Below are 13,995 nucleotides of genomic sequence, written 5' to 3' on the forward strand. Positions count from 1 at the left end.
TTTACGCAATGGAATCTGTAATGCTTTTTAAAATTGCATTGGATTGAGGTGTTTGTATGTTAGATATTATAATGAATGACATTTTAGGTACACCAGCAATATTAGTTGGCCTATTTGCGCTTATCGGCTTACTAATACAAAAAAAATCGGCTTCTACTGTCCTTTCAGGTACATTAAAAACCATAATGGGCTTTGTCATCTTGGGCGCTGGTGCAACCGTTTTAATTGAATCTTTAAATCATTTTAGTAAAATGTTTGATCATGCCTTTCAAGTTCAAGGAGTTATCCCCAATAATGAAGCGATTGTAGCTGCAGCGCAAACGACTTTTGGAACGTCCACTGCCATGATTATGGTATTTGGTATGGTAATGAATATATTGCTAGCGCGATTTACGCCTTATAAATATATTTTTTTAACTGGCCATCATACATTATTTATGGCGTGTTTAATCGCAACTTCCCTCTCAATAGGTGGTATGAGTGGTGTACCTCTAATTATTGTCGGATCTATATTATTAGGTATTTGTATGGTTGGCTTCCCTGCCATTTTACAGCCTACAGTGCGACAAATTACAGGTAATAATGATTTCGCAGTCGGTCATTTTGGAAGCATTGGCTACTATGTATCTGCTAAAATAGGTCGACTATTTGGCAACAAAACTAAATCAACTGAAGCAATTCCAGTACCAAAATCATTAGGATTTTTACGAGATACATCCGTTGCCATTTCCTTAACAATGTGCCTATTTTTCATTATTGTTGCCTTATGTGCAGGTCGTTCTTATATAGAAGGACAATTATCCGCTGGCTCAAATTTCATCGTTTTCGCAATTATTCAAGCGATTACCTTTGCTGCTGGGGTTTATATCATCCTAGCAGGGGTACGCATGCTGATTGCCGAAATTGTCCCTGCATTTAAAGGGATTGCCGATAAGCTTGTACCAAACGCTAAGCCTGCATTAGATTGCCCGACAATATTTCCATTTGCACCGAATGCCGTTATCATCGGCTTCCTCTTTAGTTTTATAGCAGGTTTATTATCTATGTTTGCACTACCTCTAATCGGGCTAAAAGTCATTATACCTGGCCTTGTGCCCCACTTCTTCACTGGTGCAGCAGCAGGTGTTTTCGGAAATGCAACAGGTGGTCGTATCGGCTCAATGGCAGGAGCCTTTGCCAATGGCTTAATCATTAGCTTCATCCCTGCGATACTACTCATCTTTATGGGAGACATCGGCTTTGAAGGCACCACTTTTGGTGATTCTGACTTTGGCATCGTCGGGATTATTATTATAAATATTTTAAAATTAGTTGGTGCAGTATAAATATATACCTCATTTTTACAACAGCCCTCCAATTATTAGATAGCATTTAATAATTGAAGGGCTTTACTTGCAAACCATTCACCTTATAGTTAGTCCTATATTACTACTCCATAACAAACGCCGTTTTCCCACGCTGATCCGCACTTAGATAGCCAGCTGCTTCTAGATATTCCCGCCATACTTTTTCAATCGTTGTAGCTTTTGTAGCATTGCTCTCTTTTGTCGATAGCTCTGTCATGATTTCACCTTGATAATGCCAAACTTCAATGTCTGCCTCGTATCCTGCATAGCTTCCTTTATACGTTGTTGCCTTGGCAGGTCCATATACGACTGCCTGCGATAACGTGTTATTAAACCAAGTTGCAGAGTCCCAATTTAAAATTTTCTTTGGCACATTGTCTAAAATTATTTGTTTTGCAGCACTTGTATCCACAGCATCATAGTTAACTTTAGCAGTTTCCTTTAAAGACTCTTTTCGACTAATTGTAAATGTACGGTTACCGCCCTTAATATCCATTTCAAATTTATAGTTGGATTCGTCACCTGTAAAGCCGTGGCTTTCAGTTATCGCAAGTGCTTCTTCAAGTGGTGTATTGAGAAATCTCTTTTTATACGTAATGTCGATTTTATTGCTATCTTTATAAACACGCAAACGATTGTTATAGTCTGCACTTAAAAAATCTTTACTTTGTGTATCGAAGTAATAAATTTTCACTTCATCTTTTTTAGTAGCTGTGAAAATTTTCAAAATGTCCGACTCATTGAACAGCTCTGATTTCAAATTATATTTAATCTCATGCCCGGGCTCAATTGCCGCTCTTGCCGATATGGTATTCAACATACCAATTGTACATAATACCAATCCCATTACGCCTAATTTTATTGCAATCCTTTTAAAATAATTTCTCATATAATTTCATCCTCATTTCCGATTATTTTTAAAAGTGTCGTTTCTATATTCGTTAACTGACTGTGAAAATAAATGGTTTTATGAGCATTTATGTGCTTTGACAGCACGATGGTATCCTGATAATCAAGATGTGTTTTGTAAAAAAAATGTTTTATTTGATTTGGTGCTAATTGTTGCGTGTAAGTGCCCTTATTAAAGTACCCAGTAAAGATTACAATTGCTGATGGTAAATCCATTAGTAGCCGCGTAATTGTTACTTCGTCTCGCTCTGGAACAAAATAAATAGCGTTACCTCCTATTGTCATCTCTTGTAAGCATTCACTTTTAAATGACGGCAATAGCTTAGTAGATACAACATTTTCGGGCGCATCGTAATACTCTTCAAAAAAAGGAAAAAAATCATTATCGATAGATACCTTTCTTGTAGTATGCTCAAAAAGGTAAAACGCAATATCAGCAGTTTTGCCAGAAAAGGAAGAAGGAAAAATAATTGGTCTACTATCGTTCGCATCGATAAAATCCGCTAATTGCTGTAATATTTCTTTGTTGGTAATGTGCTTCTCAAAATGGCCGCTATCTATGAACGCAACGTTATAATCATATTTTCCCATCATCGGAAGATTAGCCTTTAATAGATAGGACTCCATCACATAATCTCCTGAAAAAAATATCACCTCCTCTAAAAATCGAATGCTGTACCAAACGCTCCCTATTAAATGCCCACTGTAGCCCCATTGAAAAGAAAGATTATCGTTAATATTTATCCAACTGCCAATCGACTTTGGCTCAAACGTTTGAATGTTTTTAAAAGATTGCTTTAATTGTTTCGCTGTCATTTCACTCATAATGAGTTGACCATCGTAGCCCCACTGTACAAGTAAAGGAAGTGCACCCACATGATCAATATGGGAATGAGAAATAAACACTGCATCTAGTTTTGCCACATGGGCGGGTGTTAAATTTGGCTTAGTCTTTTCACTATTGTTCATAACACCACAATCTAGTAAAATGGCACGCCCATCCTTTTCGAGATAAAAGCAGTTGCGGCCATACTCCCCAACTCCTCCTAAAATTTCTATATTAAGCACCTACGCGTCCTCCCCGTTTTTGAAGCCAATCTAATAGGAACATAAAAACAACGGTCATAGCGACTGTAATAACAGCAACAGCCATACCTAGCCCAACATTGCCTTGTTCAAATTGGCTGTAGATAAACGTTGCGCCTGTCTCAACTGATGGTGGCAAAATAAGGAGGCCTGCGACTAACTCACGCATTGAAATAATAAATGTCATCATCATGCCAGCGAGTATTCCCTGCATTAACAGTGGGATGAAAATATATCGATACATGTCCCAACTATTCCGTCCAAAAATAGCGGCTGATTGGAAAATAGATTGATCTAACTGTGAAAATGTAGATTTTGTATATTGCACAGAGTATGGTAGGAAAAGCACACAATACGTCACAACTACCATTGTCTTTGTATTGTAAATTGTCGCTGGTAGCCAAGGTGCATTCCAAAACATAATTAAACCGACGACAAAAACAATTCCAGGAATAATATTTGGCATTAGGCTAAAGAAGTCTAACATTTGTTGCTTTTTCGTTTCACCCTTTTTAATGTAGAGTGCAATAAAAAAACCAATTATCGCTGTAATAACGGCAGTTAAAATTGAAAAAACAACACTATTTAAAAATGCTGATAATCCTGCGCTTCCGCTAGTAAACACAGCCTGATAAGACGCAAAACTGAAATTGCCGGCACTTAAACCGTCTCCTCGAACCTTCTGTAACGAAGTCACGATAATGGAAAAGTATGGAATGCCGATTGCAAACAATAAAACGATCCCTACATAAAACCATGCCCCAGCCTTGATATACCATTTATCTTTTATTTCACGAACAGCGGGTGTTTTTCCTGAAAGCACGCTATATGTAAACTTTCGTCCGATAAGATTTTGAAAATACCAAACTACGAGACACACTGAAAGTAAAAATAATGAGAGTGATGTTGCCATACGAATATCTACTGGCCATCTTGAAAGATAAGAGTGAATTTCTGTCGTAAAAACTTGAAATCCGATGCGACTTCCAAACGTTGCAGGCGTCCCAAATTCCGCCAGCGTTTTAATGAAAATCAGCAATACTCCTAGAACATAGCTTGAAACGAGTAAAGGCAATATAACCTGCAGCCAATTTCTTAAAGAACTGCGTCCAAAAATAAGTGCAGCATCTAAAAATGAACCATTTATTCTAAGCAACGTATTTTTCAGCATTAAATATAAAAAAGGAAACAGGTGCAGGCTCATCACCATAACCATGCCAAATAAGGAAAAAAAGGCATTCGATAACCAAGCGGTCCCCGGTACTAATTGCTGTAAAAAACCATTATTTTGCATAAACAATATCCATCCCATAGAACCGATATAAGGAGGTGTCATAAAAGGAATCGTTAAGATAATATCCAACCAATCATATTTATGTAAGCTTGTTTTTGTACGAATTAATGCCATAGGCAATGCCACTATCGTAGTCCCTAAAATAACGAAAACCCCTAGTAATAAAGAATTGCCTAATGTCCGCCACAAACGATCATTGTCAAACATTCTACTAATTTGTGAAAAGTCAAAATGACCATCATGGACAAATGTATAATAAACAATGGCTATTAATGGTGCGATAGCAAATGTTGCGACAATCGTCAATAAGAGGCCGAAAGTGCGTTTTCCTTCCATGATCATCGTTGCATCATTCCTTTCTTAGAAAACATAATGTAGTCCAAATGTTATTTTGAAAAAAATCCGCAATAGTCAGTGCTGTTTCTAAAAGACTTATTACTGACTAAAAGCGAATTTTTTCCATAAGTTTATCGCATCATTTAGAAGGAAAGATGCTTTTTGATACCGTTGCTAACCGCTTAACGAAAAATATCATTAACCTTCGTTAATATATCAAGCTGCTTTGACTCTGAACCTTTCCAGTTCACTTGTAACTGTGGAATTTCATCTAATGCAGCACGATCTTTTACAGCTATTTCGTTATTTCCTGGCAGTAAATATGCATCTGTAACTAGCTTTTGTCCTTCATCTGAAAGTAAGAAATTGACGTATGCTTTTGCACTTTCAACATTTTTAGCATCTTTCATAATACCGACTGCTCGAGGGCTTACAACAGTTCCACTCTTCGGATAAACAATTTCTACTGGCTCCCCACTCGCTTTAGCTTTATAAGCCATATAGTCTACGCCTGAGATTGTTGCATTTTTATCACCTGTAATAACTGCATCTAATGCTTCCTTATTTGCACCATTCACTTGTAGTCCATTGTTTTTCCATAATTGGATTGTATCCCAAGCAGTTTTTTCAGCTTCCGTATAGCCATAAATAAAATCGACAGCAGAACCTGACAAACTTGGATCAGGAATATTCATTTTTCCTTGCCACTCTGGTTTAGCTAAATCTGTCCATTCAGTTGGAATGTCTTTTGTATTTTTCGTATTATAGGCAATGCCTAATGCTGAGGCGCTATAGCCATAGTAATAGCCATCTGCATCTGACCAATCGCTATTCATTTTCGTAGCATTTTCCGCTTCCTTATAGCTAAGTAGCTGATTTGACTCCTTTAGTCCGTCCATTGATGCCACGGAAGCTAATACAACGATATCTGCCACAGGATTATTTTTCTCCGCTTCTAAACGAGATAATATTTTGCCTGTTGTCCCTTGAAACATTTCTACTTTTATGCCCGTTTTTTCTTCAAAAGCTTGCTGTATATTGGCAGCCAACCCATCTGGACCAGCTGAGTAAACCGTTAATGTTTGCACTTCTTTCGGCTTTGCGCTTGCTGCATCATTATTGACACTGTCAGCTGATTTATTATTGCCGCACCCCGCTAATGTTAATGCTACAAGAACCCCGGCAGTTGCTAGTAATTTAAAACGTTTTTTCACGTTAAACCCTCCAATTGATATATTTGTTTTGTATCTACAAAAACTTCAAGTTGCTTGCCTTGTTCCAGTGGCACGGTTTCATAAAAGCTCCATTGCTTTCCTTCTACTTGTGCCTGTACTAAATATCGATCTCCAACAAACGTACTTTTCACAATCATCGCTTGTTTCGCTATAGTTCCAGGATACTGTTTTCTCGATACACCCTCTGGACGTACAATACAATTACCTTTATCAAACCAATTGACCTTGCCTATAAAATCCGCTACATAAGGTGTTGCTGGTGCATGATAAATCTCCTCTGGTGACCCAACCTGTGCAATTCTACCTGACTCCATCACAATAATTTGATTAGACATCGTCATTGCTTCCGTTTGATCATGTGTTACAAAAATAGCTTGGCAATCTAGTTCATGGATAATATGCAGTATTTCATCCTGCATTTTTTCTCTAAGTACTGCGTCTAACGCTGATAATGGTTCATCAAATAAAATCAACTTTGGATTCGTTGCCAGTGCCCGCGCAAGTGCTACCCGCTGTTGTTGACCACCCGACAATTGTCCAGGCTTGCGATTTTCATATCCCTCCATATTCACCAAACGCATAACATACGCTACCCGTTCTGGTATTTCCGCCTTTGGTACAATTCCTTTTAAACCAAATGCGATGTTCTGGAAAATGGTCATATGTGGCCACAGCGCGAAATCTTGAAAAACCATGGCGATATTGCGTTTATTTGGTTTAACATTTTTACGAAGCTTAGAAGAATACATGATTTTGTCATCGAATACAATTTCACCATTTGTTGGTTTCTCAAGACCAGCCAGTATTTTCAGTAATGTCGTTTTACCACAGCCCGATTGTCCCAATATTGTAATGAACTTACTGTTTAATTCCACATTAATGGGCCATAGCGCTTGCGCATGTCCATATTTTTTCTCTAAATTTGTAATTGAGATTTTCATTGTAGCCTCCTCGTCTATCTCTACTATAGTTTCCAGATATTTAGAAAATATTAACCTACTATTAATATGTCGTTAAAAAAAATCTAATAAACTAAAGTAAATGTAATAGTTTATCGAATTTACTTTAGGAGGCTAAAATGAATCATCTTAAATTACAGGCATTTTGCTTACTCGTCGATTTTAAAAAATTAGCTCCCGTCGCTAAAGAGCTAGGTATTACACCCCCCACTGTCTCCTTTCATATTCGCTCTATTGAAGAAGAATACGGTGTACGCTTGTTTCGGACAAATGCAGGTGGCTATCGTTTAACTGAGGCGGGAGAAGGGCTTTTTCACTACGCATGCCAAATAGTACAATTACAAAACGATATGGATCGCTTCATTGAAAATCTATTAGCAGGTCACGTTGGTTCCATTCGTTTAGGTGCAAGTGCACTACCTGCCCATATTTTTATGCCTGAAATTATTAACCAAATCTCCACAGCTTATCCAGACATCCGAATTTCCTTGGAAGTAAAAACAGCACCTGAAATTGAAAAAATGGTAGCCTTACAGGAGCTTGACTTTGGTTTAATAATGGAAACAAAGCAACAAAACCCAACCCTTTCCTATGAAACGATTGGCGAAGATTCGCTCGTTTTGGCTTTAAGCCCTAGTCACGAACTTGCAGCAAAAAAGGACATCGCACAATCAGATGTCCTTAAAAACAAAGTATTATTACACACTTCATCTAGTTCAACCAACCATTTTATTGAAAAATGGCTAAATCCATTTCAACCATCTTTTAATACAATTGAACTCGATTCTGTAAGTACGATTAAAAAAATGCTAACCTTTGGTAAAACAATTGCATTTCTGTCTGTTTCCCTTATTGAAGAAGAATTACAATCAGGCATATTAGTGAAGAAAGATTTACATGATATTGCACTCACTCGGAAAATTCAGCTTATATACCCTCAGTCCAGACTAGACAATAAGATTGATGGATTTGTCAAAAGAGCCATTTACGATTTAGCACGTAAAATTCAGTTATAATACCTTCATTTTAATCAATCAACTTGACTCACAGATACAAAATATCTGTGAGCTCTTCCTCCCCTGTATGCACAAAATAGCTTTAGAAGCGGCGGCTTATTACACACTCCTTCCCTTTTCAACAAACTCGTTAAAAATATTCGGCAATCTGACATAATTTCATAGCATGCATTAATAACATGGATAGAAGACATGTTGATTCCTATTGAAAGGAGGGATAACAACTTGCTTACCGAGTTACTCAATATAGATACGATTCAAATTGTTAACAAAGTAGCTAACTGGCAAGATGCTATATATGTCGCTTCATCGCCATTATTACGGCAAAACAAAATAGAAAAGCGCTATATCCAAGCAATGATACAATCCATCGAACAACACGGCCCATATGTCGTGCTTACACCTAAAGTAGCAATACCACATGCTCGTCCATCTGATGGAGTAAATGAATTATCGATGAGCTTATTAAATTTACAAAACCCTGTACTATTTGGAGCAGATAAGCCTGTATCACTAATTATCGTTTTAGCGGCTACTGATCATACAACGCATTTGCAAGCTCTTGTTGATTTAACACAAGTGTTACAAGAACCTAGTCAAATCGACAATATTATTGAATGCCAGCGTCCAGAATGCATTATGGAGAAAATAAAAAAATATGCTACAAAGGAGCAATTATGATGAGAATTTTAGTCGTTTGCGGAAACGGCTTAGGCAGTAGCTTCATTATGGAACTGAATGTAAAAAAAGCATTACTTGAACTCGGTAAAGAAGCAGAGGTAACTCATACAGATTTAACATCTGCAACGTCAGAGAAGGCAGATATTTATATCGGTGCAGGAGATATTGTAGATCATTTAGATAATGGTGTGAGAAAAATCGTTCGTATCGTCAATATGATGAGTATTCCAGAAATAAAATCAAAGCTTGAACTATTGCTTTAATTAAGTTTTTAAAATTGGATAGGATGAGGTGTTGGTATGTTAGATGTTATGATGAATGACATTTTAGGTACACCAGCGATACTAGTCGGCCTATTTGCTCTTGTCGGCTTACTAATCCAAAAAAAGTCCGCTTCAACTGTTCTTTCAGGTACTTTAAAAACAATTATGGGCTTTGTCATCTTAGGTGCAGGTGCAGCCGTTTTAATTGGTTCTTTAACTCACTTTAGTAAAATGTTTGATCATGCCTTTCAGGTTCAAGGGGTTATCCCAAACAATGAAGCCATTGTAGCTGTAGCGCAAACGACTTTTGGAACATCCACTGCCATGATTATGGTGTTCGGTATGATCATGAACTTATTGCTAGCGCGATTTACGCCTTTAAAATATATTTTTTTAACTGGTCATCATACATTATTTATGGCGTGTTTAATCGCGGCTTCGCTCTCGGTTGGTGGTATGAGTGGCATACCTCTTATTATTACCGGATCAATATTATTAGGTATTTGTATGGTTATTTTCCCTGCCATTTTACAACCTACTGTACGCCAAATCACAGGTAGTGATGATTTCGCAGTTGGTCATTTTGGAAGTATCGGCTACTATGTGTCCGCTAAAATTGGGCAGCTATTTGGCAACAAAGCTAAAACAACTGAAGCGATTAAAGTACCAAAATCACTAGGATTTTTACGAGATACATCCGTTGCCATTTCCTTAACAATGAGCATATTTTTTATTGTAGTGGCATTATTCGCAGGTCGCTCTTATATTGAAGCACAATTATCCGGTGGATCAAATTTCATCGTTTTTGCAATTATTCAAGCCATTACCTTTGCTGCTGGAGTTTATATTATCCTTGCAGGCGTGCGCATGCTAATTGCTGAAATAATTCCGGCATTTAAAGGAATTGCCGATAAGCTCGTACCAAACGCTAAGCCTGCATTAGATTGCCCGACGATTTTCCCATTTGCACCTAATGCAGTTATCATCGGCTTCCTCTTCAGTTTTTTAGCAGGTTTATTATCTATGTTTGCACTACCTTTAATTGGGCTGAAAGTCATTATACCAGGCCTCGTGCCTCACTTTTTCACTGGTGCAGCCGCAGGCGTTTTTGGAAATGCAACAGGTGGTCGAATCGGCTCGATGGCAGGTGCCTTTGCCAATGGTTTAATCATCAGCTTCATCCCTGCTATCCTACTTATCTTCATGGGGGATATCGGCTATGAAGGAACAACCTTTGGTGATTCTGACTTTGGCATTGTAGGCATTGTCATTATCAATATTTTAAAATTATTTGGTGCAGTGTAATAGTACCTCTCTATACAAAGAAGCCACGTTCTAAATATAAGAACGTGGCTTCTTTAACTATTAAATTGTCAGAATTGTTTGCGTGCCTGACACTTCAAAACAGACACTTCAAAACAGAAAACATTCGAATCATCACTATGAAAAATACGATTAATGACAATTCAAGCGGGCTGTCCCACCCTGCCCATATACAGAGTGCACATACAATTGTTAGTACAGCATGAATTTCTTCTCTTAATGCAAGTGGGGTTCTCCCTGCTAACAAATCTCGAATCATGCCACCGCCAACACCCGTAAACATCGACGCAATAATAATGATGCCAAGGTCGTGCTGTAAGCTTTTTGCTAACAATCCGCCCTGTATTGCGAACGAAGCTAGGCCAATTGAATCAAAGAAATAGCCCCAGCGGTTCCAGTGATGAATCCAATTCTTTTTGACAAATAAAATAGTCGTCAGCGTAGCTAAAACAACTAATAAAGAATGTCGATCCCATATATCTGACACAGGTATATCCAGTACAACGTTACGGATAATAGAACCACCATAAGACGTAGTAAGACCGAGCACGAATATACCAATAAAAGAATATTTGGCTTGTATCGCAACAAATGCTCCACTTATGGCGTATGCAATCATGCCAATGATGTGTAATACTGTCCATGTCACATGACCAACCCCCTTTTTTATATACAAAAAAGCCCGCCCATAAAATAGTTGCGCATTAAAAACGCAAGCTATTTTATGGCGGGCTAATATCATAGCAGTCATACCTACTAATTTATCCATCTCACCATATATCGTGAAAAATTTTATAGAGGCTGTGCAATATCCAAATGACACACCGACCATTAAATTTCCTAGTTAAAATTGTAATTGATTTTTATCATAAACTCAATATTAAATTTATGATAGCGTTTCATACATAACTTGCCCCATTTGAGAGATGTCATAATCTCCTAATGCAGCCACTTCAGATTGGAAATCAGGTGCATTTAAAATCTCCTTAACCGCATCCATTAGTGGTCGATTTTCAGGCGTTTTTAATAATACAATATCATAACGCTCTTTAACAACTGGAATAAAATCGACATGAATGAGCTTGGCGATTTTTTCAACTCCTATCCCTACATCTGCGTGTCCATTGGCGACAGCAGAAGCAACATCAAGATGGCTCATTTCTTCACGGGTATAGCCTTCAATAGTGGACGGTACAATATTATGAATACGCAATTGCTCATCTAACAAAGTGCGAGCACCTGAGCCTTTCTCACGGTTGATGAATGTAAATGACTTTGTGCGAAAATCTTCAAATGTACGGATTTGCAATGGATTTCCTTTTTGAACATAGAAACCTGCTCTACGAGATACTACATTAATGAGGACAAACGGATGGCTTACAAAGATTTTCTTTACATAAGGCGTATTATAATCTCCTGTATCTCCATCAAACATATGTAAGCTCGCAATATTACAGTCTCCATGATACAACGCCATCACACCATTAAAACTACCTTCATGTGAACGCAATACTTTCGTAGACTGCTTTTTCTCAATATATTTTGCTAAAAGATCTAATACTAAATCTTGTCCACTAATAATAATTTTTGAATAATTTTTAGTCGGAGTGGCTACGGATGTCAGTGGCGCACTTCCTGTTTTTCGTTTTTGTATATAGGCTTGCAAGTCAGCACGATCTACCCGCATTTGTCGTCCTACACGGAAGACCGGCAATTCTCCTTTTTTCACTAAATCATAAATCGTCAATTTCGAAACTTTTAATAATTGTGCAACCTCTTCAATCGTATAGGATTGTTCTTGTGACATGAAATTTCTCCTCCTATATGCCTCTATTTACATGGTAACGTATTTATAGCTTTATGAACATCTTGAAATTTTCTACCAATACTATCTTTCTTTTTCACTTATAACTGTTTATAATTTGTTATGTCTTGTTATAACGAGTTATAAAAGGAGTATTATCATAGTGAAAAAATTTTATAGTTTATTTGCGACACTAGCATTACTAGTTGGGCTCCTTGCAGCCTGTGGTAACCAAGAAAAAGAGGTGACAGCAAACGAACCCGTTGAATTAACGATTTCTGCGGCAGCTAGTTTACAGGATGCCTTAGAAGAACTTAAAACAACTTATGAAAAACAACACGATACGATCAAAATCCTCTATAACTTTGGTGGTTCTGGTGCATTACAGCAACAAATTTTACAGGGTGCTCCTGCAGATCTTTTCTTTTCAGCCGCGGAAGATAAATTCGATGCGCTTGTAGAAAAAGAAATGATTGATCAAAAGCTAGGAACGGATCTTTTAGCCAATGAATTAGTATTAATCGTTCCTAAAAATAATGAAAAACAAATCAAATCCTTTGATGATTTACAACAAGCAGGAAAAATCGCGCTTGGTACACCCGAAACGGTTCCTGCTGGGCAGTATGGCGTCGACACATTACGAAATATGCAACTTTGGGATTCACTCGTATCGAAAGTGGTGTATACAAAAGATGTCCGTCAAGTACTTACTTACACAGAAACAGAAAACGTAGATGCTGGAATGGTCTATAAAACAGATGCCCTTGTCTCCGATAAAGTTGATATCGTTGCGACTGCTGATGATGCTATGCATGCACCGATTATTTATCCTGTAGGCGTCTTAAAAGCTAGTAAGCATGCTCAACAAGCGGAAGATTTTTATCAATTTTTACAAAGTGACGAAGCAATGAATATTTTTAAAAAGTATGGGTTTAAAGGAGCTCACTAAAAATGAGTACCGATTTTTGGTCTCCACTTAAACTTTCAATTGAAATTGCCTTTGTTGCAGGAATTCTCGCTATTATAGCAGGGATTTTAATGGGGAGATGGATGGCAACCCATCATTTTAAAGGGAAGCTATTGCTAGAAACCGTGTTACTCTTACCTTTAGTATTACCTCCTACTGTAGTAGGTTTCCTGCTCATCGTTATTTTTGGGAAAAATAGTTTTTTTGGAAATCTAATCGTGTGGCTTTTCGATCAGCCAGTCATGTTCACATGGTGGGCGGCCGTAATCGCTTCTACGATTGTTGCCTTTCCATTAATGTATCAATCAGCTAAAACGGGCTTTGCCTCTGTTGACCGTGATATTGAAAATGCAGCACGTGTAGATGGGGCTAATGAATGGCAAGTCTTTCTTTATGTGTCCACACCCCTTGCTTTAAAAGCACTTGTATCTGGCGGGATTTTAAGCTTTACACGAGCTTTAGGCGAGTTTGGAGCGACATTAATGTTTGCGGGAAATATTCCAGGGAAAACACAAACAACACCGCTAGCTATTTATATGGCGATTGATTCTGGAAACATGACCCTTGCCTGGACATGGGTTTTGTGTATGATCGCTATTTCATTTCTTTTGCTTCTTAGTATCCATATCCTAAAAGTATAAGAGAAAAAGTGTTAGATTGACCGCAATCAATCTAGCACTTTTTTTGCTGTGCCGTTATTGTCCGCTACAGCGGATGCTTTCCTCACTCAGCACACCGTAAGACGCAACCCTCGCTTGCTCGCGGAGTACCCGCGT

Annotated in this window: 14 protein-coding genes; 7 read left to right on the forward strand and 7 right to left on the reverse strand. The window is 37.8% G+C overall.

Annotated features, from left to right (window positions below; translation table 11 throughout):
- Positions 1-56 precede the first annotated feature (56 nt).
- The gene (locus ACIP9C_RS02855) at positions 57-1,325 is read left to right on the forward strand and encodes a PTS ascorbate transporter subunit IIC (protein ID WP_401008428.1); all 1,269 of its coding nucleotides are present in this window, start codon (positions 57-59) and stop codon (positions 1,323-1,325) included.
- Between the two features lie 103 nt (positions 1,326-1,428).
- On the opposite strand, the gene ACIP9C_RS02860 is transcribed toward ACIP9C_RS02855, so the two are convergent.
- The 5 genes from ACIP9C_RS02860 to ACIP9C_RS02880 form a co-directional block, all read right to left on the reverse strand.
- Positions 1,429-2,235, reverse strand: a complete 807-nt coding sequence (locus tag ACIP9C_RS02860) for a hypothetical protein (RefSeq protein WP_401008430.1) — start codon at positions 2,233-2,235, stop codon at positions 1,429-1,431.
- The gene (locus ACIP9C_RS02865) at positions 2,232-3,323 is read right to left on the reverse strand and encodes an MBL fold metallo-hydrolase (RefSeq protein WP_401008432.1); all 1,092 of its coding nucleotides are present in this window, start codon (positions 3,321-3,323) and stop codon (positions 2,232-2,234) included. Before ACIP9C_RS02865 ends, ACIP9C_RS02860 begins: the two co-directional genes overlap by 4 nt.
- Positions 3,316-4,977 carry an ABC transporter permease gene (locus tag ACIP9C_RS02870; protein ID WP_401008435.1) on the reverse strand — a complete coding sequence of 554 codons (1,662 nt, stop codon included), beginning with the start codon at positions 4,975-4,977 and terminating at the stop codon, positions 3,316-3,318. The genes ACIP9C_RS02865 and ACIP9C_RS02870 overlap by 8 nt, the downstream gene beginning before the upstream one ends.
- A gap of 176 nt (positions 4,978-5,153) precedes the next feature.
- A complete protein-coding gene (locus ACIP9C_RS02875) occupies positions 5,154-6,185 on the reverse strand; it encodes an ABC transporter substrate-binding protein (RefSeq protein WP_401008436.1) in 1,032 nt (343 codons plus the stop codon).
- The gene (locus ACIP9C_RS02880) at positions 6,182-7,147 is read right to left on the reverse strand and encodes an ABC transporter ATP-binding protein (RefSeq protein ID WP_401008438.1); all 966 of its coding nucleotides are present in this window, start codon (positions 7,145-7,147) and stop codon (positions 6,182-6,184) included. Before ACIP9C_RS02880 ends, ACIP9C_RS02875 begins: the two co-directional genes overlap by 4 nt.
- Before the next feature lie 137 nt (positions 7,148-7,284).
- On the opposite strand from ACIP9C_RS02880, the gene ACIP9C_RS02885 reads away from it, so the two are divergent.
- The 4 genes from ACIP9C_RS02885 to ACIP9C_RS02900 all read left to right on the forward strand — a co-directional run bounded on the left by ACIP9C_RS02885 (position 7,285) and on the right by ACIP9C_RS02900 (position 10,430).
- Positions 7,285-8,181: a LysR family transcriptional regulator gene (locus ACIP9C_RS02885; RefSeq protein ID WP_401008440.1), complete on the forward strand. Its 897-nt coding sequence runs from the start codon at positions 7,285-7,287 to the stop codon at positions 8,179-8,181.
- Positions 8,182-8,406: 225 nt separating this feature from the next.
- Positions 8,407-8,862: a PTS sugar transporter subunit IIA gene (locus tag ACIP9C_RS02890; RefSeq protein ID WP_401008441.1), complete on the forward strand. Its 456-nt coding sequence runs from the start codon at positions 8,407-8,409 to the stop codon at positions 8,860-8,862.
- Positions 8,862-9,125: a PTS sugar transporter subunit IIB gene (locus ACIP9C_RS02895; RefSeq protein ID WP_401008443.1), complete on the forward strand. Its 264-nt coding sequence runs from the start codon at positions 8,862-8,864 to the stop codon at positions 9,123-9,125. Before ACIP9C_RS02890 ends, ACIP9C_RS02895 begins: the two co-directional genes overlap by 1 nt.
- Positions 9,126-9,161: 36 nt before the next feature.
- Positions 9,162-10,430 (forward strand): PTS ascorbate transporter subunit IIC, encoded by a 1,269-nt coding sequence (locus ACIP9C_RS02900; protein ID WP_401008445.1) that lies wholly within the window; start codon positions 9,162-9,164, stop codon positions 10,428-10,430.
- A gap of 94 nt (positions 10,431-10,524) precedes the next feature.
- Here ACIP9C_RS02900 and ACIP9C_RS02905 read toward each other — a convergent pair whose 3' ends face one another.
- Together ACIP9C_RS02905 and ACIP9C_RS02910 are read right to left on the reverse strand one after the other, a co-directional pair.
- Positions 10,525-11,097: a trimeric intracellular cation channel family protein gene (locus ACIP9C_RS02905; RefSeq protein ID WP_401008447.1), complete on the reverse strand. Its 573-nt coding sequence runs from the start codon at positions 11,095-11,097 to the stop codon at positions 10,525-10,527.
- Positions 11,098-11,334: 237 nt separating this feature from the next.
- Positions 11,335-12,255 (reverse strand): substrate-binding domain-containing protein, encoded by a 921-nt coding sequence (locus ACIP9C_RS02910; protein WP_401008449.1) that lies wholly within the window; start codon positions 12,253-12,255, stop codon positions 11,335-11,337.
- Positions 12,256-12,415: 160 nt separating this feature from the next.
- On the opposite strand from ACIP9C_RS02910, the gene modA reads away from it, so the two are divergent.
- On the forward strand, positions 12,416-13,201 hold the full coding sequence (gene modA / locus ACIP9C_RS02915) for a molybdate ABC transporter substrate-binding protein (RefSeq protein ID WP_401008451.1): 786 nt from the start codon (positions 12,416-12,418) through the stop codon (positions 13,199-13,201).
- A gap of 2 nt (positions 13,202-13,203) precedes the next feature.
- Complete coding sequence (gene modB, locus ACIP9C_RS02920; RefSeq protein WP_401008452.1) at positions 13,204-13,860, forward strand: molybdate ABC transporter permease subunit; 657 nt, start codon at positions 13,204-13,206, stop codon at positions 13,858-13,860.
- Positions 13,861-13,995 lie beyond the last annotated feature (135 nt).

It is taken from the genome of Lysinibacillus sp. NPDC093210 (assembly GCF_044753985.1).
GTDB lineage: Bacteria > Bacillota > Bacilli > Bacillales_A > Planococcaceae > Lysinibacillus.